Origin of the sequence: Pseudomonas vlassakiae (genome assembly GCF_014269035.2) — a bacterium.
Taxonomy (GTDB): domain Bacteria; phylum Pseudomonadota; class Gammaproteobacteria; order Pseudomonadales; family Pseudomonadaceae; genus Aquipseudomonas; species Aquipseudomonas vlassakiae.
In genome coordinates, this window is sequence record NZ_JABWRP020000010.1 from 152,418 (window position 1) to 171,444 (window position 19,027).

The 19,027-nt window shown below is 62.6% G+C and carries 20 protein-coding genes and 1 pseudogene; 7 read left to right on the forward strand and 14 right to left on the reverse strand.

Annotation, left to right across the window (positions count from 1 at the left end):
- Positions 1-42: 42 nt before the first annotated feature.
- On the forward strand, positions 43-645 hold the full coding sequence (locus HU738_RS14975) for a peroxiredoxin (RefSeq protein ID WP_027918971.1): 603 nt from the start codon (positions 43-45) through the stop codon (positions 643-645).
- 96 nt (positions 646-741) lie between these two features.
- Here HU738_RS14975 and rnt read toward each other — a convergent pair whose 3' ends face one another.
- Positions 742-1,353 (reverse strand): ribonuclease T, encoded by a 612-nt coding sequence (gene rnt / locus HU738_RS14980; protein WP_225923474.1) that lies wholly within the window; start codon positions 1,351-1,353, stop codon positions 742-744.
- Between the two features lie 59 nt (positions 1,354-1,412).
- Entirely contained in the window at positions 1,413-2,459 is a 1,047-nt protein-coding gene (pyrC, locus tag HU738_RS14985; RefSeq protein ID WP_186601357.1) for a dihydroorotase, read from the reverse strand.
- A gap of 130 nt (positions 2,460-2,589) precedes the next feature.
- Here pyrC and HU738_RS14990 point away from each other — a divergent pair, with 130 nt between their 5' ends.
- Both HU738_RS14990 and HU738_RS14995 read left to right on the forward strand, forming a co-directional pair.
- The gene (locus HU738_RS14990) at positions 2,590-3,537 is read left to right on the forward strand and encodes a flagellar protein MotY (RefSeq protein WP_176506030.1); all 948 of its coding nucleotides are present in this window, start codon (positions 2,590-2,592) and stop codon (positions 3,535-3,537) included.
- A gap of 447 nt (positions 3,538-3,984) precedes the next feature.
- Positions 3,985-5,202, forward strand: a complete 1,218-nt coding sequence (locus tag HU738_RS14995) for an argininosuccinate synthase (protein WP_186601358.1) — start codon at positions 3,985-3,987, stop codon at positions 5,200-5,202.
- 78 nt (positions 5,203-5,280) lie between these two features.
- On the opposite strand, the gene HU738_RS15000 is transcribed toward HU738_RS14995, so the two are convergent.
- On the reverse strand, positions 5,281-5,709 hold the full coding sequence (locus tag HU738_RS15000; protein ID WP_186601359.1) for a hypothetical protein: 429 nt from the start codon (positions 5,707-5,709) through the stop codon (positions 5,281-5,283).
- Positions 5,710-6,013: 304 nt separating this feature from the next.
- Between HU738_RS15000 and HU738_RS15005 the strand changes: the two genes are divergently transcribed.
- Positions 6,014-6,640 carry a response regulator transcription factor gene (locus HU738_RS15005; protein ID WP_186601360.1) on the forward strand — a complete coding sequence of 209 codons (627 nt, stop codon included), beginning with the start codon at positions 6,014-6,016 and terminating at the stop codon, positions 6,638-6,640.
- Between the two features lie 44 nt (positions 6,641-6,684).
- Here the strand turns inward: HU738_RS15005 and HU738_RS15010 are convergent, their stop codons facing one another.
- From HU738_RS15010 to metG, 8 genes and pseudogenes are all read right to left on the reverse strand, one after another.
- Positions 6,685-6,861, reverse strand: coding sequence for a PA3496 family putative envelope integrity protein (locus HU738_RS15010; protein ID WP_027918964.1), 177 nt, complete (start codon positions 6,859-6,861; stop codon positions 6,685-6,687).
- 104 nt (positions 6,862-6,965) lie between these two features.
- Positions 6,966-7,604, reverse strand: a complete 639-nt coding sequence (nth, locus tag HU738_RS15015; protein ID WP_186601361.1) for an endonuclease III — start codon at positions 7,602-7,604, stop codon at positions 6,966-6,968.
- 4 nt (positions 7,605-7,608) lie between these two features.
- Positions 7,609-8,127 carry an Rnf-Nqr domain containing protein gene (locus HU738_RS15020; protein WP_186601362.1) on the reverse strand — a complete coding sequence of 173 codons (519 nt, stop codon included), beginning with the start codon at positions 8,125-8,127 and terminating at the stop codon, positions 7,609-7,611.
- On the reverse strand, positions 8,120-8,722 hold the full coding sequence (locus HU738_RS15025) for an RnfABCDGE type electron transport complex subunit G (protein WP_186601363.1): 603 nt from the start codon (positions 8,720-8,722) through the stop codon (positions 8,120-8,122). Before HU738_RS15025 ends, HU738_RS15020 begins: the two co-directional genes overlap by 8 nt.
- Positions 8,719-9,690: an RnfABCDGE type electron transport complex subunit D gene (locus HU738_RS15030; protein WP_186601397.1), complete on the reverse strand. Its 972-nt coding sequence runs from the start codon at positions 9,688-9,690 to the stop codon at positions 8,719-8,721. The genes HU738_RS15025 and HU738_RS15030 overlap by 4 nt, the downstream gene beginning before the upstream one ends.
- A gap of 25 nt (positions 9,691-9,715) precedes the next feature.
- A pseudogene (locus HU738_RS15035) lies at positions 9,716-10,354 on the reverse strand (RnfABCDGE type electron transport complex subunit B); the annotation flags it as partial.
- Positions 10,351-10,899: an Rnf-Nqr domain containing protein gene (locus HU738_RS26015; RefSeq protein ID WP_225923470.1), complete on the reverse strand. Its 549-nt coding sequence runs from the start codon at positions 10,897-10,899 to the stop codon at positions 10,351-10,353. The gene HU738_RS26015 and the pseudogene HU738_RS15035, both read right to left, overlap by 4 nt.
- Positions 10,900-10,988: 89 nt before the next feature.
- Entirely contained in the window at positions 10,989-13,028 is a 2,040-nt protein-coding gene (gene metG / locus HU738_RS15040) for a methionine--tRNA ligase (protein WP_054885852.1), read from the reverse strand.
- A 156-nt stretch (positions 13,029-13,184) separates the two neighbouring features.
- Between metG and apbC the strand changes: the two genes are divergently transcribed.
- On the forward strand, positions 13,185-14,279 hold the full coding sequence (gene apbC, locus HU738_RS15045; RefSeq protein WP_186601365.1) for an iron-sulfur cluster carrier protein ApbC: 1,095 nt from the start codon (positions 13,185-13,187) through the stop codon (positions 14,277-14,279).
- A gap of 202 nt (positions 14,280-14,481) precedes the next feature.
- Here apbC and HU738_RS15050 read toward each other — a convergent pair whose 3' ends face one another.
- Entirely contained in the window at positions 14,482-14,691 is a 210-nt protein-coding gene (locus HU738_RS15050) for a cold-shock protein (RefSeq protein ID WP_003254922.1), read from the reverse strand.
- Between the two features lie 328 nt (positions 14,692-15,019).
- Here HU738_RS15050 and dcd point away from each other — a divergent pair, with 328 nt between their 5' ends.
- Both dcd and HU738_RS15060 read left to right on the forward strand, forming a co-directional pair.
- A complete protein-coding gene (gene dcd, locus HU738_RS15055; RefSeq protein WP_003254920.1) occupies positions 15,020-15,586 on the forward strand; it encodes a dCTP deaminase in 567 nt (188 codons plus the stop codon).
- Positions 15,587-15,685: 99 nt separating this feature from the next.
- On the forward strand, positions 15,686-15,913 hold the full coding sequence (locus HU738_RS15060) for a hypothetical protein (protein ID WP_099815169.1): 228 nt from the start codon (positions 15,686-15,688) through the stop codon (positions 15,911-15,913).
- Position 15,914: 1 nt separating this feature from the next.
- On the opposite strand, the gene pdeM is transcribed toward HU738_RS15060, so the two are convergent.
- Together pdeM and HU738_RS15070 are read right to left on the reverse strand one after the other, a co-directional pair.
- Entirely contained in the window at positions 15,915-16,574 is a 660-nt protein-coding gene (gene pdeM / locus HU738_RS15065; RefSeq protein WP_186601366.1) for a ligase-associated DNA damage response endonuclease PdeM, read from the reverse strand.
- Positions 16,571-19,021 (reverse strand): ligase-associated DNA damage response DEXH box helicase, encoded by a 2,451-nt coding sequence (locus HU738_RS15070; protein WP_186601367.1) that lies wholly within the window; start codon positions 19,019-19,021, stop codon positions 16,571-16,573. The genes pdeM and HU738_RS15070 overlap by 4 nt, the downstream gene beginning before the upstream one ends.
- Positions 19,022-19,027 lie beyond the last annotated feature (6 nt).

Below are 19,027 nucleotides of genomic sequence, written 5' to 3' on the forward strand. Positions count from 1 at the left end.
TTGGCCCGGCAAACGGTTCTTCACCCTCATCAGGAGATTACAATGAGCGTACTCGTTGGCAAACAAGCCCCCGACTTCACCGTCCCAGCTGTCCTGGGCAATGGCGAAATCGTCGACAGCTTCAACCTGGCTTCGGCTATCAAGGGCAAGTACGGCCTGGTGTTCTTCTACCCACTGGACTTCACCTTCGTCTGCCCGTCCGAGCTGATCGCCCTGGACAACCGCATCCCTGACTTCCAGGCGCGCAACGTCGAAGTGATCGGCGTTTCGATCGACTCGCACTTCACCCACAACGCCTGGCGTAACACCCCGGTCAATGCCGGCGGTATCGGCCAGGTCAAGTACACCCTGGCTGCCGACATCACTCACGAAATCTGCAAGGCCTACGACGTCGAGTCCGAAGGCGGCGTAGCCTTCCGCGGCGCCTTCCTGATCGACACCAACGGTGTTGTCCGTTCGCAGATCGTCAACGACCTGCCGCTGGGCCGCAACATGGACGAGCTGCTGCGTCTGGTCGACGCCCTGCAATTCCACGAAGAGCACGGCGAAGTCTGCCCTGCCAACTGGAAGAAAGGCGACCAGGGCATGACCGCTTCGCCAGAAGGCGTGGCTGCTTACCTGAGCGAGAACGCTGGCAAGCTGTAATTGCCATGCGCATGAAAAAACCGGCCCACGTGGCCGGTTTTTTTTGTGCCAGCTTGTTCTGGCCGCTTCGCGGGCTCGCCCGCGAAGCTTTTCAGGTCAGTCGTTGAAGTCGCGCCAGCCGCCCATTTCCTTCCAGCGGTTGACGATGCCGCAGAACAGCTCGGCCGTCTTCTCGGTGTCGTAACGCGCCGAGTGCGCTTCACGCCCGTCGAAGTCGATGTCGGCGCTCTGGCAGGCTCGTGCCAGTACGGTCTGGCCGTAGGCCAGCCCAGCCAGGGTCGCCGTGTCGAAGCTGGAGAACGGGTGGAACGGGTTACGCTTGATGTCGTTACGCGTGACCGCCGCATTAAGGAAGCCAAGGTCGAAGCTGCTGTTGTGGCCGACCAGGATCGCCCGTTTGCAGCCGTTGGCTTTGAGCGCCTTGCGCACACCGCGGAAGATGTCGGTGAGCGCGCTTTCCTCGCTCACCGCCATGCGCAGCGGGTGATCCAGCTTGATGCCGGTGAACTCCAGCGCGGCCGGCTCGATGTTGGCCCCTTCGAACGGTTCGACCCGGTAGAAGTAGGTGTGCTCTGGGAACAGAAAGCCCTTTTCGTCCATGCCGATGGTCACTGCGGCAATTTCCAGCAGGGCGTCGGTGGCGCTGTTGAAGCCGCCAGTCTCGACATCCACGACTACCGGCAGATAGCCACGGAAGCGCTCGGCCATCGGGTGGCGCGAACCGCCGCCGACCTGACCGTCCTGGTCGTCTTCGTACAGGTCTTCGCTCACGCGTTGTCCTCCAGCAGGCGCCAGCGCAGTTTCTCACCGGCGCGCAGCGGGATCACGGTTTGCTCGCCGAATGGCAGGCTGTCCGGGGCGGTCCATTCTTCGCGAACCAGGGTAATGGTGTCGGTGTTCGCTGGCAGGCCATAGAAGGCCGGGCCATGCAGGCTGGCGAAACCTTCCAGTTTGTCCAGCGCATTGCGCTGCTCGAACGCCTCGGCGTACATCTCGATGGCAGCGTATGCGGTGTAGCAGCCGGCACAACCGCAGGCGGCTTCCTTGGCGTGACGGGCATGCGGTGCCGAGTCGGTGCCGAGGAAGAACTTCGGGTTGCCGCTGGTGGCCGCGTCCAGCAGCGCCACCTGGTGGGTGTTGCGCTTGAGGATCGGCAAGCAATAGAAGTGCGGGCGGATACCGCCGACCAGCATGTGGTTGCGGTTGTACAGCAGGTGCTGGGCAGTGATGGTTGCACCAACGTTGGCCGGGGCTTCGGTGACGAACTGCGCGGCGTCGCCTGTGGTGATGTGCTCGAAGACCACTTTCAGGGTCGGGAAGCGCTCGACCAGGCGGCGCATGTGCTCGTCGATGAAGCGCTTCTCGCGATCGAACACGTCGATTTCGCTGCGGGTGACTTCACCGTGCACCAGCAAGGGCATGCCGACGTCCGCCAGGGCCTCGATGGCCGGGAAGATGTTGTCGATGCTGGTCACGCCCGAATCGGAGTTGGTCGTCGCGCCGGCCGGGTACAGCTTGGCGGCGTAGACGATACCGCTGGCCTTGGCCGCGCGGATGTCCTCGGGGCTGGTGCGGTCGGTGAGGTACAGCACCATCAGCGGTTCGAAGCGGCTGCCAGCCGGGCGTGCGGCAAGGATGCGCTCGCGGTAGGCGCCGGCTTCGACGGCATTGCGCACCGGCGGAACCAGGTTGGGCATGATGATGGCACGGGCGAAAGTACGCGCCACATCGCCAACGGTATGGGGCAGGACGGCACCATCGCGCAGATGGATGTGCCAGTCGTCGGGACGCAGGAGGGTCAGGCGATCGGACATTGGGAATTCCAGGCGGGTCGAACTCAGGCCCCAATGCTACCGGAAAACCCCGGTCCGAGCACGGCTATCAAGTTTTCCGGCGAGCGTCCGATAGCCTGCCTGTAAGCCGTCAGAATTTGTGGAGCCACCCGTGCGCCAGCGTTACCTAGCCCTGTTGACCCTTGTCGCCAGCCTGCCGGCCGGTGCACTGACCTTCCAGACCCGCATGGAGAATGTCGCCTGGAAAGTCGAGGGTGACCAGTTCGAATGCCGCCTGATCCAGCCGATCGACGGTTTCGGCAGTGGCGAGTTCGTGCGCAAGGCCGGTGAGCAGCCGGTGTTCCAGCTGCGTTCGCACAGCAATGTGCTGGGCGCAGGTTCGGCCACCTTGCTGGCTGCCGCTGCCCCTTGGCAGCCGGGCCGCGCGGATGTGAACCTCGGCGCTGTGCGCATGGCCCGCAGCGGCGTGCTGTTCAGCTCGTCGCAGAGCCAGGCCAGCCGCCTGATCAACGGCCTGCTCGATGGACGCAGCACGGTGGTGCGCAATTACACCGGCGAAGGCGGCAGGGCGATGGAAGTACGCGTGCTGCCGGTCAGCTTCGCCAAGGCCTATGGCGACTATCAGGCCTGTGCCAGCAAGATGCTGCCGATGAACTATGACCAGGTGCGCCAGACCCAGGTGGGCTTCCCGGGCGGCGGCTTCGACCTGGACGCCGATGCCCGTGCGCGGCTGGACGTGATCCTCGATTACCTCAAGGCTGACCCGACGGTGAACCACATCGAACTCAACGGCCATTCCGACAACAGCGGTAACCGCCTGACCAATCGCGATGCTTCGCGACGTCGGGCCTTGGCCGTTGCCGATTACTTCAAGGCCCATGGTGTGCCGGAAGAACAGATCGTCGTGCGCTTCCATGGCGAGCGCTATCCGCTGGTGAAAAACAACAGCCCGGCCAATCGGGCACGTAACCGGCGGGTGAATATCGAGCTGGATCGGGTGGCGATGGCAGAGAAACCGGTGGTGCAGCAAACGGTGCCGGCTGCATCTGCTGTTCCGCCTGCGCCAGCTGCACCAGCGCCCGGAGCGAAGGCACCCTGATTTCATCAGCGCCACAGGGTGCTTGCCACAACATCTTCAGCGCCTGTGAGATCGAGCGCCGCCCGCGCGGCGCATCGCGGATAAATCCGCTCCTACGGTTTGTTTCGGGCCAGTCAATCCTGTGAGGTCACCGCTGTTCGCCTTGTTTGTTTCCTTCGGTATGAAGGTGGGCATCACTGCTTTTCATCGTCTTCAGTCATGCACCAAGGCGACCCCTGTTGGCGGTACAGGCGTGATTGGCCCGAAACAATCTGTAGGAGCGGATTTATCCGCGATGCGCCGCGCGGGCGGCGCTCGATCTGATAGGCGCTGAACCTTTTACGGCAAGCACGTCGCGCTACCGACAGTTCCTGTCGCTTTGTCGTCAGAAGCTGTCGCCCCACTGTAAATTTATCCGCAACGCCGGTAGAATCGGCCCCTTTCCGTACAACCCCGTGGAGTGATGGCATGGCGGACGTAAAAAAGGTCGTACTGGCGTATTCCGGCGGCCTTGATACTTCGGTGATTCTCAAGTGGCTGCAGGATACCTACAACTGCGAAGTGGTGACGTTCACCGCTGACCTGGGTCAGGGCGAAGAAGTCGAGCCGGCTCGCGCCAAAGCTCAGGCGATGGGCGTAAAAGAGATCTACATCGACGACCTGCGCGAAGAATTCGTGCGTGATTTCGTCTTCCCGATGTTCCGCGCCAACACCGTCTATGAAGGCGAGTACCTGCTGGGTACTTCCATCGCCCGCCCGCTGATCGCCAAGCGCCTGATCGAAATCGCCAACGAAACCGGTGCCGACGCCATTTCTCACGGCGCGACCGGCAAGGGTAACGACCAGGTCCGTTTCGAGCTGGGTGCCTACGCGCTCAAGCCTGGCGTCAAGGTCATCGCTCCATGGCGCGAGTGGGACCTGCTGTCCCGCGAAAAGCTGATGGACTACGCCGAAAAGCATGGCATTCCGATCGAGCGTCACGGCAAGAAGAAGTCGCCATACTCGATGGACGCCAACCTGCTGCACATTTCCTACGAAGGCGGTGTGCTGGAAGATACCTGGACCGAGCACGAAGAAGACATGTGGCGCTGGAGCGTCTCGCCAGAGAACGCCCCGGACCAGGCTACCTACATCGAGCTGACCTACCGCAATGGTGACATCGTCGCCATCGACGGCGTCGACATGACCCCGGCCACCGTGCTTGCCGAACTGAACCGCATCGGCGGCGCCAACGGTATCGGCCGTCTGGACATCGTAGAGAACCGTTACGTGGGCATGAAGTCCCGCGGCTGCTATGAGACCCCTGGCGGCACCATCATGCTCAAGGCCCACCGTGCCATCGAGTCGATCACCCTGGACCGCGAAGTCGCTCACCTGAAAGACGAGTTGATGCCGAAATACGCCAGCCTGATCTACACCGGCTACTGGTGGAGTCCGGAGCGTCTGATGCTGCAGAAGATGATCGACGCTTCGCAGGTCAGCGTTAATGGCGTCGTGCGCCTGAAGCTGTACAAGGGCAACGTCATCGTGGTTGGCCGCAAGTCGGACGACTCGCTGTTCGATGCCAACATCGCGACCTTCGAAGAAGATGGCGGCGCCTACAACCAGGCCGATGCTGCCGGCTTCATCAAGCTCAACGCGCTGCGCATGCGCATCGCTGCCAACAAAGGTCGTGGGATGCTCTGAGCACCCGGCTGAAGTGGCAAACGAACCCCGGCTCTGGCCGGGGTTTTTTTTGCCCTCTTGAATGGGGGCTGATCGATGTCATGGCTTATCCCTCAGGCGGGTGGTTGAAAGAAGTACGCACTGTTGCAGATCCATATTGCACAAGCGCCAGTGCCTGTTTTCGGCAAGCGGTTGGGCAATGGCTTGCATGACATGTTGTTCTATCCGTTTCTGGGCGTCAGGGCCGGAGAACATCACGGTCACTGTTTCTTGTGTATCGGCGCGCAGCGCTGGCTCGGCTTTTGGCTGAGGCCCGGCCTGATCAGGCTTGTAGAAGGACTTGGAGTTGAAGTTCAAGGTGAGGAAGAACAGTGCCGTGAGGAAGAAAGGAAATCCTACAAGGAACCAGGTGTAGTAGGTCTGACTTTTATCGCTGAGGAAAGGCAAGGTAGCCAAGGCAGAGGCTTCGATGATGCCTGCAAATATGGCGATTATGGTCAGCGGAGCGACAGGTTGGTTCTCAGTCATGTTAGTGGCCTCCTGCATGTGTTGCCTATGAATAACCCACTGACTGCCTCAACCAAATTGTGGACTTTTTCCGGGGGCGGGAATTGTTCGGCGGATGTGACGGGAACAAATCGCTCAAGCACATTCAGAAGTTCTCAATCACTCTAGAGACAAGGTTGTAAATTTTTTCTTGTAGGAAAATTCCCAAACCGACGTAGGGTTCATCTATTCGGTTATTTGAGGGGGGAATGGATGCGCCATTGAGCGTTCTGCTCGGTTATTGTGAAGCCGTCGTCAAAGTAAAATAACGAATGATGGATATCGTATGAACAAAGTCCTTATCGTGGATGATCATCCGGTCATACGCTTGGCAGTGCGCATGCTGATGGAGCGGCATGGGTACGATGTTGTCGCGGAAACAGACAACGGCATAGCGGCCTTGCAGCTCACTCGCGAACACCTTCCCGACATTGTCGTACTGGATATCGGCATCCCCAAGCTCGACGGCCTGGAGGTCATTGGCCGGATGGCAGCAGCGAGTCCTGGCAGTCGTGTGCTGGTACTGACCTCGCAGGCGCCCGGGCATTTCTCCATGCGCTGCATGCAAGCGGGCGCCGCTGGCTATGTATACAAGCAGCAGGAGCTCACCGAGCTGCTGAGCGCCATCAAGGCTGTGCTCTCTGGTTACAGTTATTTCCCGAACCAGGCCTTGCACAAGTCACGCGGCCGGGTTGGAGGAGTAAGCGAAACGGAAATGGTCGATCGCCTGTCTGCCAGGGAGATGATGGTCCTGCAGCAGTTGGCGCGGGGACGCTCCAACAAGGAGATAGCCGACAGCATGTACCTCAGCAACAAGACGGTCAGCACCTACAAGACGCGCCTGTTGCTGAAGCTCAATGCCCATTCGCTGGTGGACCTGATCGAGCTGGCCCGCCGCCATGGCCTGAGCTGAAACAGCCATGGACAAAGCCTCCGCAAGGGAGGCTTTGGAGGGGGCTAAAGGTCGTAGTCGAAATCGGCGAGTTGCCGTTGCAGGCGTCGCTCTTCGAGGAGGTTGTCAATGGTACGACGCTTGCTCAGGTTGGTTTTCGCGGTTTCTACCTGAGGCTCCGCTTCGTCGTCAGCGGTAGCAAAGTCATCTTCGATCGACAGGTCGTCTTTATCGGTACTCATGAGTCGCTCCAAGCCAAAGGGCCATTGGCCGTCCTTATAACGAGAAAGCGATGTCCGGTAAAAAAGATTTTTTCAATCGCAACGCAGCTATTTTTGCTATTGGCTCAATCGTCGCAGGTCTTGTGCTTGTATTCGCACAGATCTTCGATGCGGCAACTGCCACAACGAGGCTTGCGTGCCTGGCACACGTAGCGGCCATGCAGGATGAGCCAATGGTGAGCGTCGAGCAGGTAGTCCTTGGGTACGAACTTGACCAGTTTCTTCTCGACTTCCAGTACGGTCTTGCCAGGCGCGATGCCGGTGCGGTTGCTGACCCTGAATATGTGCGTGTCCACCGCCATGGTTGGCTGGCGGAAGGCGGTGTTGAGCACCACGTTGGCGGTCTTGCGCCCAACGCCTGGTAACGCTTCCAGTGCATCTCGGGTTTGCGGCACTTCGCCGCCATGGCGCTCGATCAGCAGGCGGCACGCCTCGATGACGTTCTTGGCCTTGCTGTTATAGAGGCCGATGGTCTTGATGTATTCGCTCAGCCCCTCGACACCCAGCGCGTAGATGGCGTGCGGTGTATTGGCGACCGGAAACAGGCGTGCGGTGGCCTTGTTGACCCCGACATCGGTGGACTGTGCGGAAAGCGTCACGGCAACCAGAAGCTCAAAGGGGGTGGTGTAAGCCAATTCCGTTTTCGGATCGGGATTGTCTTCGTGCAGCCTGCGAAAGATCTCCAGGCGTTTGGCGGCATTCATGGTTTCAACGCTTTCCTTGACGACGAGTGAGGGTGAGGCAAAGCCGATTGTACAAGGCCAGCAGCGCGCCGAGCAGTAGCAGCCCACCGGATGGCAGGTGGGCCAGGTGCATGCCTGCGAACGCCTCCAGCCACTGGCGCGCCGCGCCAAGCAGCAGGCAGGTGAGCAGCAGGCCACTCAGATGGCGTAACAGATGCCGCCAGCGCCCTACTGTTGGCAGCAACCTGTCGACGGCAAGGCACTGCAGGCAAATCAGCGCCGGATAAAACCCAAGCGCCTGCGCCAAGGGCAATGCCCAGGCACGTAGTGCCAATTGCAGGCAACTGCCAAGCGCAGCCAGCAGCAGCAGGCTTGCCAGCCAGTACATGGCGCCGCTGAGTGATGCCCGCAGCGGGCCAAGCAAGGCTTGGTGGAGAAGGATCATCACCCATATGCACGCGGCGATGGCCAGTGCATGGGTGACAGTGCCAGTCGCGCCAAGCAGCGGAGCCAGGCCGGTGATCAGCAGGCAGAATCTATTCATGGGGAGAGGTTCCAAGCAGTTCGCTGCGATGCTGATCAAAAAACCGCAAGGCCTCCTGCTGGGCATCGATGACGGCCCGGGACGTAACGGTCGCGCCGGCCAACTGATCGAAATCGCCCTGGTCGCGTCTGATTGCCCAGCGGTCGCCAAGGCCGTGCCTGGCAAACTGGTTCAGCCAGCCAGACTGCGGATCGGCAATCTGGCCGCCCAACCCAGGGCTTTCCTGCTGTTCGACCACCCGAGTGCCGATCAGGCGGCCATCGGCAGCGATGGCGATGGTCAGCTTGATGGGGCCGGCATAGCCCTGCACCTGGCTCACCAGCACGATGGCTGTTGGCAAAGTCCCGTGGCTCGCGCGATAAGCCGCGAGTACCTTGCTGTGCTGCGGCTGTTCGGCGGGCAATGGCAACGCGCTGTCCAAAGGGCGGTTGTCGTAGCTTTGCGTGGGCAGCACCGCCAGCAACTGGCTTGCCTGAAGCTGGCGCTCGGCATCGATGATGGCCGGGCGAGTCCAGTGCTGCCAAGCCAGCGCTGATGCGATGGCCGACCCGCTGACGGCAAGGAGCAAAAGGCTGCTGCGCACGGGCGCGATCATGGCGCAACCTGTTGGCGCTGCAAGGCGAACCGATCCAGCGCGGGCACCGCCAGGTTCATCAACAGGATGGCGAAGGCCGTGCCATCCGGGTAACTGCCCCAGGTGCGAATCAGGTAGATCAGCGCGCCTGCGCCGAAACCGAACAGCAGCCTGGCCAGATTCGCCCTTGGGCCGGACACCGGCTCGGTGGCGATGAAGAACGCTGCCAGCATCGTTGAACCGCTGAACAGATGCAGCAGTGGCGAGCCGTTCGAATCCGAACCGGAGCCATTCCAGGCCAGCAGGCTGAACAGGAAAAGGCTGCCCAGCAGCCCTGCCGGGGCATGCCAGCTGATCACCTTGCGCTGCAGGAGAAACAGCCCGCCGAACAGCAAGGCCAGATTGATCCATTCGCTGCTGCGACCGCCCACATTGCCAAAGCCGGGGTGACTGGCGAACAGTTCGTCGAGGGTCAGGCTGCGGTTATGGCGCAGGCCATCGAGAATGGTCGGCCCCGCCCAGGCATCAATCTGGCCGCCCCCGCCAGCTACCTGCTGCAGGCTGTCGACAAAGCCAATGGCGTGGTTGGGCCAGTGGTTCATGTGCAGCGGAAAGTTCAGCAGCACGAAGGCGTAACCGACCATGGCCGGGTTGAACAGATTGCGGCCCACTCCGCCAAAGGCCTGCTTGCCGACACCTATGGCAATGCCTGCTGCTGTCACTGGCACCCACCAAGGCGCCTGGCCGGGTAGGGCGATGGCCAGCAACACGGCAGTCACCAGGGCACTGCCATCGTTCAATGCCGGTAGAACAGGCTGGCGACGCACAGCCAGCAAGGCCGCCTCGCAACATAGCGCACTGCTGGCACACAGCAACAGGCTGAACAGGACTCCCCAGCCCTGTGTCCAGAGGGTGGCGAGCAAGCCGGGTATGCAGGCCAGCAGCACCAGGCCCATGGCTGCGCGTAGCCGTGGGTCAGGGCTTGCCATGTTCATGCCCGGCGCCTGTGGGCAGCGCATCGGCAGCGGCGCTTTTCTGCGCCCTGATGCGCTCCAGGGCGGCCTTGATCGGGTCTGCCGTGCCTTGTGTGGCTTCGGCCGTACGCGCCAGGCGCTGCGCCTCACGGCGCGCGATGTCGCGTTGCAGGCGGGCGTTTCGCTGTTGGTGGCGCTGGCGCGCCTGATCGCGGCGCTGGCGGCGGGCCTGCAGTTGTTCGGGAGAATGAGCCAGGCCGCTGACGATCGGTACCACCCCTGCTGGTAGTGGCTGCATCTCGATGCAATCGACCGGGCAGGGCGCCAGGCACAGGTCACAGCCGGTGCATTCGCTGGCAATGACCGTGTGCATCAACTTGGCGGCGCCGACGATGGCGTCGACCGGGCAGGCCTGGATGCACTTGGTGCAACCGATGCATTCGGCTTCGCGAATGTAGGCGACCTGGGGCGGTGCGCTGCCGCGCAGCGGGTCAGGCGCAAGCAATGGCTGCTTGAGCAGCGCTGCCAGCGCAGCGATGGTTTCGCTGCCACCTGGCGGGCACTTGTTGATGGCCCCGCCCGCAGCCAGTTCTTCGGCGTAGGGCCGACAGCCGTTGTGGCCGCATTTGCCACATTGGGTTTGTGGCAGCAGGGCATCGATGCGTTGAATCAAGTTCATTGAATGAAAAGTCCGTTGAATCCGCAGAACGCCAAGGCCATGACGCCTGTACCGATCAAGGTAATCGGCAAACCGCGCAGCGCGGCCGGTACTTCCGCCTGCTGGCTGCGCTGGTGCAGGTCGTCGAACAGCACCAGCGCCAGCCAGAAGCCAATGCCGGCCGATGCCCCCCAGCGCAACGTAGCAAGCAACGAGGTTTCCTCTCCCGTCACTTGCAGCGTCAGGCCGAGCAGCAAGGCGTTGCCCAGCAATGGCAGTGCAAGCCCGCTGGTGGGCCACTGCGGTCGTAACCTGCGTAGCACCTTCGGTACGCCCCATGCCAGCAATGCCAGCCAGGGCAACAGCAGGAACAGGCGCAGGTCCTGCAACTGCCAGGGCGCCACGATGAGCCGTTCGAGCACTTGCCCGCCGCTCGCTCCGAGCACTATGGACAGGGCCCCCGCCAGGCCACAGACCTGCAGGCGCAGGCGGCTTGACGGCTGTGCTTGCACAAGCAGGTGGCTGACCAGCGCAGCGCTGGCGAGGATCAGCATGGAGTCGTTCATGTGAATGACGATAGCTGGGAATCGCCTGGAACGTCCGGCGTTGGTGCTGCAGATGGAACTGCCCCGGCGGTAAGGCCGGGGCAGAAGGTTTACTTGATGCGCTGACCTGGCTTGGCGCCACTGTCAGGGCTGAGCAGGTAGATCTCTTCGCCGCCAGGGCCGGCTGCCATGACCATGCCCTCGGAGACGCCAAAGCGCATTTTGCGCGGCTTGAGGTTGGCCACCATCATGGTCAGGCGGCCTTCCAGCTTGGAGGGATCCGGATAGGCCGACTTGATGCCGGAGAACACGTTGCGGCGCTCGTCGCCGATATCCAGGGTCAGCTGCAGGAGCTTGTCGGCGCCGGGCACGGCTTCAGCCTTGACGATCAGTGCGACACGCAGGTCGACCGCGGCAAAGGTGTCGAACTCGATTTCGGCAGACAGCGGGTCCTTGGTCAGCTCGCCGTTGCCGGCGGGTGCCTGGGCTTCGGCGGCCAGCAGGTCTTCCTTGCTGGCAGCGACCATGGCTTCGACCTTGGCAGGTTCGATACGGCTCATCAGCGCCTTGAACGGGTTCAGCTGGTGGTTTTCCAGGCGCGATTGATGGTCGTTCCAGGTCAGTGGCGCGACGTTGAGGAATGCCTCGGCATCGGCGGCGAGCAGCGGCAGCACGGGCTTGAGGAAGATCACCAGCTGGCGGAACAGGTTGATGCCCTGGGCGCAAATGGCCTGGACCTCGTCCTGCTTGCCTTCCTGCTTGGCCAGCGACCAAGGTGCCTTGTCGGCGATCCAGGCGTTGGCGCGGTCAGCCAGGGCCATGATTTCACGCATGGCACGGCCGAAATCGCGGCCCTCATAGGCTTCGGCGATCGACGGGGCGGCGGCGAGGAAGGCCTCGGTCAGCTCCGGCGCAGCATCGCCAGCGACCATCACGCCGGCATTGCCTTTATGGATGAAGCCGGCGCAACGGCTGGCAATGTTGACCACCTTGCCAACCAGGTCGGAGTTGACCTTCTGCACGAAGTCTTCGAGGTTCAGGTCGAGGTCGTCGACGCCACGGCCGAGCTTGGCGGCGTAGTAGTAGCGCAGGTATTCCGGGTGCAGGTGGTCCAGGTAGGTGCGGGCCTTGATGAAGGTGCCGCGCGACTTGGACATCTTGGCGCCGTTGACGGTCAGGTAGCCGTGCACGTTGACTGCGGTCGGCTTGCGGAAGCCGGCACCTTCGAGCATGGCAGGCCAGAACAGGGCGTGGAAGTTGACGATGTCCTTGCCGATGAAGTGATACAGCTCGGCCTTGGAGCCTTCGTTCCAGAATGCGTCGAAGTCCAGCTCCGGGCGGCGTGCGCACAGGTTCTTGAAGCTGGCCATGTAGCCGATTGGCGCGTCCAGCCAGACGTAGAAATACTTGCCAGGCTCGCCCGGGATCTCGAAGCCGAAGTACGGCGCATCACGCGAGATGTCCCACTCCTGCAGGCCGGAATCCAGCCATTCGGCAAGCTTGTTGGCCACGGCGTCCTGCAGGGTTCCGCTGCGGGTCCATTGCTGCAGCATGGCCTGGAAGTCAGGCAGCTTGAAGAAGAAGTGCTGGGAATCGCGCAGCACCGGAGTGGCCCCGGAGATGGCCGACTTGGGGTTCTTCAGTTCAGTGGGGGCATAGGTGGCGCCGCATTTTTCGCAGTTGTCGCCGTACTGATCCTCAGCCGCGCATTTCGGGCAGGTGCCCTTGATGAAACGGTCGGCCAGGAACATGCCCTTTTCGGGGTCGAAATACTGGGTCACCGAACGGGTGGCGATGTGCCCTGCGTCGCGCAGACGGCCGTAGATCAGGCCTGACAGCTCGCGGTTTTCGTCACTGTGGGTAGAGTGGAAGTTGTCGAAGTCCACCAGGAAGTCGGCGAAGTCACCACTGTGCTCGGCCTGGACATTGGCGATCAGCTGCTCAGGGGTGATGCCTTCCTTCTCGGCACGCAACATGATGGCCGAGCCGTGGGCGTCGTCGGCGCAGACGTAGATGCACTGGTTGCCGCGCAGTTTCTGGAAGCGCACCCACATGTCCGTCTGGATGTACTCCAGCATATGGCCAAGGTGGATGGATCCATTGGCATAGGGCAGGGCGCTGGTAACGAGAATCTGACGTGGCTCGGACATGGTGGCTCGGCTACTTATCTGGCTCGGGTAAAAATGAGGGTGATCGGCCACTATAAAGGGCCGGCGAAGATATTTCACCCCAAGCACGCATCTGCTGACGATTGACGGGTTAGGATAGGCGTCTGTTTCGTACTCAGTTTGCCAATGGGAGTGTCCATGAGTGCCGTCACCCGTGCCGCCGTCGAAGGCGTGCTTCGCCAGTACACCGACCCCTATCTGAATCAGGACCCGGTCAGCGCCGGTTGCGTGCGCGCCATCGACATCCAGGGCGGGCAAGTCGCTGTGCAGTTGCAACTGGGCTACGCCGCCGGCCTGTTCAAGAACGGTTGGGCCCAGGTGCTGCAGACCGCGATCGAGAATCTCGACGGCGTCAGCTCGGCCCAGGTGTCGATCGACTGTGTCGTCGCCGCCCACAAGGCCCAGGCCCAGGTGCCGGCCATGGCCAACGTCAAGAACATCATTGCCGTGGCCTCGGGCAAGGGCGGTGTCGGCAAATCGACCACCGCGGCCAACCTGGCCTTGGCCCTGGCCCGTGAAGGCGCCCGCGTGGGCATTCTCGATGCGGATATCTACGGCCCCAGCCAGGGCGTGATGTTCGGTATCGCCGAGGGTACCCGCCCGCAAATCCGCGAGCAGAAGTGGTTCGTGCCGATCAAGGCCCATGGCGTGGAAGTGATGTCCATGGCGTTCCTCACCGATGACAACACGCCGATGGTCTGGCGTGGGCCGATGGTATCGGGGGCGCTGCTGCAGCTGGTGACCCAGACCGCCTGGGACGACCTGGATTATCTGGTCATCGACATGCCGCCGGGAACCGGCGATATCCAGCTGACCCTGGCGCAGAAGGTGCCGGTGGCCGGTTCGGTGATCGTCACCACGCCACAGGACCTGGCCCTGCTGGATGCCAGGAAGGGCGTGGAGATGTTCCGCAAGGTCAATATCCCGGTGCTGGGCGTGGTGGAAAACATGGCCGTGCACATCTGCTCGAACTGCGGCCATGCCGAGCACCTGTTCGGTGAAGGCGGTGGCGAGAAGCTGGCGGCGCAGTACGGTGTCGACCTGCTGGCCTCGCTGCCGCTGTCGATGCTGATCCGCGAGCAGGCCGACAGCGGCAAGCCAACGGCAATCGCCGAGCCGGAAAGCCAGATTGCCATGGTCTACCAGGAACTGGCCCGCCAGGTGGGCGCACGGATCGTGCTGCAGGAAGCGGCGGCGCCGGCGATGCCGAGCATCACCATCAGCGAGGACTGAAACCTGTGGGAGCGGCCTTGCGTCGCGAAAGGGGTGCGAAGCGCCCCCAATATGTGTGCATCAAGCAAGTATAGCTGGGGCCGCTTTGCGGCCCTTTCGCGACGCAAGGCCGCTCCCACAAGGCCGCGGATATTTTTCAGTCAGGCATAAAAAAACCCACCAGAAGGCGGGTTTTTTTGAAAGCTAGGAAGCTGAGATCGACTTAGGCGATCTGAACTTCTTCAGCCTGCATGCCTTTCTGGCCGCGGGTAGCGACGAAAGTAACAGCCTGGCCTTCTTTCAGGGTTTTGAAGCCGTCAGCTTGGATGGCTTTGAAGTGCACGAACAGGTCATCGCCCGACTGAGGGGTGATGAAGCCGTAGCCTTTCTCATCGTTGAACCACTTAACAACACCGGATTGACGGTTGGACATTTTTCTGTCTCCTTGGACAATTTGATAACGGTCAGGAAAAACCCTGGCCGGGACTGAGCGCAAAGAGAGCAGAAAATTCAGCGATGGGCCGATCAGGATCGTGCATCAAACTAGAGATTCTCGGTGTCACGTGCAGCACAGTGGCGCCACCTTACCCCACTTTCCACGAGCTGCCAATGGTCTGTGAACGCTTTACGCAAATTCGGATCGACGGCGGCTGCAACCCACGTCCGGCGCGGGATGGGGCAGTGGAACTTTAACCCGGGCGCCGGGACCGGTAAGATGCGCGTCTGGATTTTCCCCTCGCAACTCTTCAGGACACCCCGCCATGAGCATCAAATCGGACAAGTGGATTCGCCGCATGGCGCAGGAACACGGCATGATCGAACCGTTCGTCGAGCGCCAGGTGCGCGGCGAGCAGGACAACCGTGTCATCTCCTTTGGCGTTTCCAGCTACGGCTATGACGTGCGCTGCGCCGACGAATTCAAGGTGTTCACCAACATCAACTCGGCCACCGTCGACCCGAAGAACTTCGACGCCGGCAGCTTCGTCGACATCAAGAGCGACGTCTGCATCATCCCGCCGAACTCCTTCGCCCTGGCTCGCACCGTCGAGTACTTCCGCATTCCGCGTGATGTGCTGACCATCTGCTTGGGCAAGAGCACCTACGCCCGTTGCGGCATCATCGTCAACGTCACCCCGCTGGAGCCGGAGTGGGAAGGCCACGTGACCCTGGAGTTCTCCAACACCACCACGCTGCCGGCCAAGATCTACGCCAACGAAGGCGTGGCGCAGATGCTGTTCCTGCAGTCCGATGAAGAATGTGAAGTGTCGTACAAGGACCGGGGCGGCAAGTACCAGGGGCAGCGCGGCGTCACCCTGCCACGCACCTGATCCGACGAGCGCAGGGAATTAGTTTCCCTGATGGCACTCCAACAGGTTGAACAGTGCCGATACGTATGCAGCGTGTCGGCCCTCGTCCAGGAGCTGCCAATGAAACTCAACCCCGCAATCAGTGCGAAGCTGGCTGTACTGCAGCCCAACCAGATCGGGTTGCTGGCCTGGTCACTGCTGGCGCACCCGCTGCCCGTGCAGGCTGGCGGCGTGCCGCACCAGCCTGATCCTGATACGCCGCAGCCGCCAGAGCCTGGTGAACATCCCCCGATGGAGCCCGGTGAGCCAACCCTTCCCGACGAGCCACCACCGTCTCCTGTCGCCTGACTCAGTTGGCCAGCGCCCAGACCTGGTCGCCTCCAGCCAGGAAAACCCGCGTATCGGAACCTGGCTCGACCAACCAGCCACCGGTGAACTCACCGAACGCCGGGAGCAGGCTGACCTGAGCATCGATCAGGAAGCACGGCAGCCTCAACCTTTGCCGCGCCCGCCCTCGCAGCACGAACACCGGATGCACGTGCCCGGCGAGTACCGGGTGGCTGGGGTGCGGCGTCGGTTCGTGCTGCAGGGCAAAGGGCGCCAGCAACAGGGGTTCGTCTACTGCTTCGATCCCCAGTTGCACCGGCGGATCACCGGCGTGGCGATCATGGTTACCCCGCACCAGGACTACCCGCATCGCGCTGTGGCGGGCTCTCCATGCCTGCAGGCTGGCCTGCGTCGCCGGCGCCAGGGCAGCGCGGGCATGCAGGAAGTCGCCGAGGATGATCAGCTGCTCGCAGGCGTAGCTGTGCAGTAATCTATCCAGGCGTGCCAGGGTGGCGCTGGTGGTACCACGCGGAACGGGTTGATGCAGTGCCCGGTAACTGGCTGCCTTGCCGATATGAACGTCGGCCACCAGCAAGGTGCGGCGGGCCGGCCAATAGATGGCCTTGTCCGGAAGCAGCCATAGCGTTTCGCCACAGTGTTCGACAGACAGATAGGTAGTCATGGCCGGTTTGCCGCTTTTTCCAGGTCGGTCACCATCCGTGCAATGCGGTCCGTCAGCTTTTCCGTGCTCAAGGTCTCGCGCATGCCTTCGACCAGCAGGGCGAATGCCAGGGGTCCAGGCCGTTGCAGCATGCGCAGGTCCAGTTGCAGGTTTTGCATCTTGAGCAACTGCCGGTGCAGGCGCTCGATCTCCAGTTCTTCGTTCAGTACTTCATCGCGCGCCTGGCCGAGCAGCAAGTTGCTGGCGTCGTGTTTGCGGAATACTTCATAGAACAACCCGCTGGAAGCCTGAATCTGTCGGGTGCTCTTTTGTGCGGCCGGGTAGCCGCCGAACACCAGCCCGGCAATCTGGGCGATTTCGCGGAAGCGTCGCAGCGCCATTTCGCCAGCGTTCAGGCTGGCCAGCACGTCCTCCAGCAGGTTGTCGCCCGACAGCGCGTCTGGCAGGCAACTGGCCCAATCCACGGTACTGGGGCTGAGCAGTTCGAAACCATAGTCGTTCACGGCGATGGATACCGACAGTGGCTGCACCCGGCTTACCCGCCAGGCGATCAGGTTGGCCAGGCCCAGGTTGGCCATGCGCCCGGCAAACGGGTAGAGGAACAGATGCGAGCCCTGGCGTGATCCCAGTGTTTCGGCCAGCAGTGTGCCGCGGGTGGGCAAGGCTGACCACTTCGACTGCAAGGCCAGCAGCGGCCGCACGGCCTGCATCTCCGGGCCGTGACAGGCCCCATGCGCCGCAGCATCGAGCTGTTCGACCACGGCGTCGGCCAGCTCGCTGGACAGTGGCATGCGCCCGCCATTCCAGCGCGCCACGGCGGCCTTGCGCGCAGTGCTGCGGCGCACGTAGGCGGTCATCCCTTCTACCCGTACCAACTCCAGGACCCGCCCGGCAAACACCAACGTATCGCCGGGGCGCAGGCGGGCGATGAAGGCTTCCTCGACACTGCCCAGGTGCTTGCCGCCCCCACCCTTGCTCCAATACTTGAGTTGCAGGCTGGCGTCGCTGACGATGGTGCCGATGCCCATGCGGTGACGCCTCGCCAGGCGCTCGCTGGCCACCCGCCAGACCCCGTCGGGGTGCGCCTCGACACGCTGATAGTCGGGGTACGCCGTCAATGCGTGGCCGCCGTGATTGACGAAATCCAGCGCCCATTGCCACTGGCTGTCACGCAGCTCACGGAACGCCCAGGTACTGCGGACTTCCGCGAGCAGTTCGTCAGGCCGAAAGCCAGCGCCCAGGGCCATGCTGACCAGATGCTGGACCAGCACGTCCAGGCACAGGCGCGGCGAGCGGCGCGCTTCGATATGGCCGGCGGCCAGGGCTGCCCGGGCGGCGGCAGCCTCCACCAGCTCCAGGCTATGGGTGGGCACCAGGGTGACGCGTGAGCGGCGCCCCGGGGCATGGCCAGAGCGCCCGGCGCGCTGCATGAGGCGGGCAATGCCTTTGGCCGAACCGATCTGCAGCACCCGTTCGACCGGCAGGAAGTCCACCCCCAGGTCCAGGCTGGAGGTGCAGATGACGGCCTTGAGCGTGCCCTGCTTGAGGCTCTGCTCGACCCAGTCGCGGGTCGCCCGGGCCAGCGACGCATGATGCAAGGCAATCTGCCCGGCCCAATCGGGGCGGGCGTCGAGCAGGGCCTGGTACCACAGTTCGGCCTGGGCACGGGTGTTGGTGAATACCAGGCTGCTCGAGCTGGCGTCGAGTTCATGGGCTACCTGGTCGAGCATCTTCAGGCCCATGTGCCCGGCCCAGGGGAAGCGCTCGATGGCATCGGGCAGCAAGGTGTCGACCAGCAGCTGTTTGTCCTGGCGACCTTTCACCAGCAGACCACCGCCCGGCAACAGCACGTCGTGGGCGTGCGGCAGATTGCCGAGCGTGGCCGACAAGCCCCAGGTGATCAGGCCCGGATGCCAGCGGCGCAGGCGGGCCAGGGCCAGTTGCAGCTGAACGCCGCGCTTGTTGCCAAGCAGTTCGTGCCATTCATCTACCACCACCAGGCGCAAGCTGGCGAAGTCTTCGGCGGCCTGGGCCCGGGTCAGCAGCAGTGTCAGGCTTTCCGGCGTGGTGATCAGCACGCTTGGCAGGCGCCGGGCCTGGCGAGCGCGCTCGGCACTGGCGGTATCGCCGCTGCGCACGCCGACCGTCCAGTTCAGGCCGAGCTCATCCACTGGCGCTTGCAGCGCGCGCGCGGTATCAGCCGCCAGTGCGCGCATGGGGGTGATCCACAGCACCTGCAGTGCGGCCGGCTGCCGCCCGCTGGCGGCTGTGGCGAAGGCGCGCAGTGCAGCCAGCCAGACCGCATAGGTCTTGCCCGCCCCGGTGCTGGCATGCAATAGGCCTGATTCGCCACGTCCGACTGCTGCCCATACCTGGCGCTGGAAGGCGAAGGGTTTCCAGCCGCGGGCGGCGAACCAGGTATCGGCGAGGTTGGAAGCGGCGGGCATGGGGGC

What these genes read in the sequence shown, in the direction of transcription:
- HU738_RS14975 (WP_027918971.1), top strand. Translation starts at nt 43, where the DNA reads ATGAGCGTACTCGTTGGCAAACAAGCCCCCGACTTCACCGTCCCAGCT.
- rnt (WP_225923474.1), bottom strand. Translation starts at nt 1,353, where the DNA reads ATGGCCGAGCGCTTCCGTGGCTATCTGCCGGTAGTCGTGGATGTCGAG.
- pyrC (WP_186601357.1), bottom strand. Translation starts at nt 2,459, where the DNA reads ATGTCCGATCGCCTGACCCTCCTGCGTCCCGACGACTGGCACATCCAT.
- HU738_RS14995 (WP_186601358.1), top strand. Translation starts at nt 3,985, where the DNA reads ATGGCGGACGTAAAAAAGGTCGTACTGGCGTATTCCGGCGGCCTTGAT.
- HU738_RS15000 (WP_186601359.1), bottom strand. Translation starts at nt 5,709, where the DNA reads ATGACTGAGAACCAACCTGTCGCTCCGCTGACCATAATCGCCATATTT.
- HU738_RS15005 (WP_186601360.1), top strand. Translation starts at nt 6,014, where the DNA reads ATGAACAAAGTCCTTATCGTGGATGATCATCCGGTCATACGCTTGGCA.
- HU738_RS15010 (WP_027918964.1), bottom strand. Translation starts at nt 6,861, where the DNA reads ATGAGTACCGATAAAGACGACCTGTCGATCGAAGATGACTTTGCTACC.
- nth (WP_186601361.1), bottom strand. Translation starts at nt 7,604, where the DNA reads ATGAATGCCGCCAAACGCCTGGAGATCTTTCGCAGGCTGCACGAAGAC.
- HU738_RS15020 (WP_186601362.1), bottom strand. Translation starts at nt 8,127, where the DNA reads ATGAATAGATTCTGCCTGCTGATCACCGGCCTGGCTCCGCTGCTTGGC.
- HU738_RS15025 (WP_186601363.1), bottom strand. Translation starts at nt 8,722, where the DNA reads ATGATCGCGCCCGTGCGCAGCAGCCTTTTGCTCCTTGCCGTCAGCGGG.
- HU738_RS15030 (WP_186601397.1), bottom strand. Translation starts at nt 9,690, where the DNA reads ATGGCAAGCCCTGACCCACGGCTACGCGCAGCCATGGGCCTGGTGCTG.
- HU738_RS26015 (WP_225923470.1), bottom strand. Translation starts at nt 10,899, where the DNA reads ATGAACGACTCCATGCTGATCCTCGCCAGCGCTGCGCTGGTCAGCCAC.
- metG (WP_054885852.1), bottom strand. Translation starts at nt 13,028, where the DNA reads ATGTCCGAGCCACGTCAGATTCTCGTTACCAGCGCCCTGCCCTATGCC.
- apbC (WP_186601365.1), top strand. Translation starts at nt 13,185, where the DNA reads ATGAGTGCCGTCACCCGTGCCGCCGTCGAAGGCGTGCTTCGCCAGTAC.
- HU738_RS15050 (WP_003254922.1), bottom strand. Translation starts at nt 14,691, where the DNA reads ATGTCCAACCGTCAATCCGGTGTTGTTAAGTGGTTCAACGATGAGAAA.
- dcd (WP_003254920.1), top strand. Translation starts at nt 15,020, where the DNA reads ATGAGCATCAAATCGGACAAGTGGATTCGCCGCATGGCGCAGGAACAC.
- HU738_RS15060 (WP_099815169.1), top strand. Translation starts at nt 15,686, where the DNA reads ATGAAACTCAACCCCGCAATCAGTGCGAAGCTGGCTGTACTGCAGCCC.
- pdeM (WP_186601366.1), bottom strand. Translation starts at nt 16,574, where the DNA reads ATGACTACCTATCTGTCTGTCGAACACTGTGGCGAAACGCTATGGCTG.
- HU738_RS15070 (WP_186601367.1), bottom strand. Translation starts at nt 19,021, where the DNA reads ATGCCCGCCGCTTCCAACCTCGCCGATACCTGGTTCGCCGCCCGCGGC.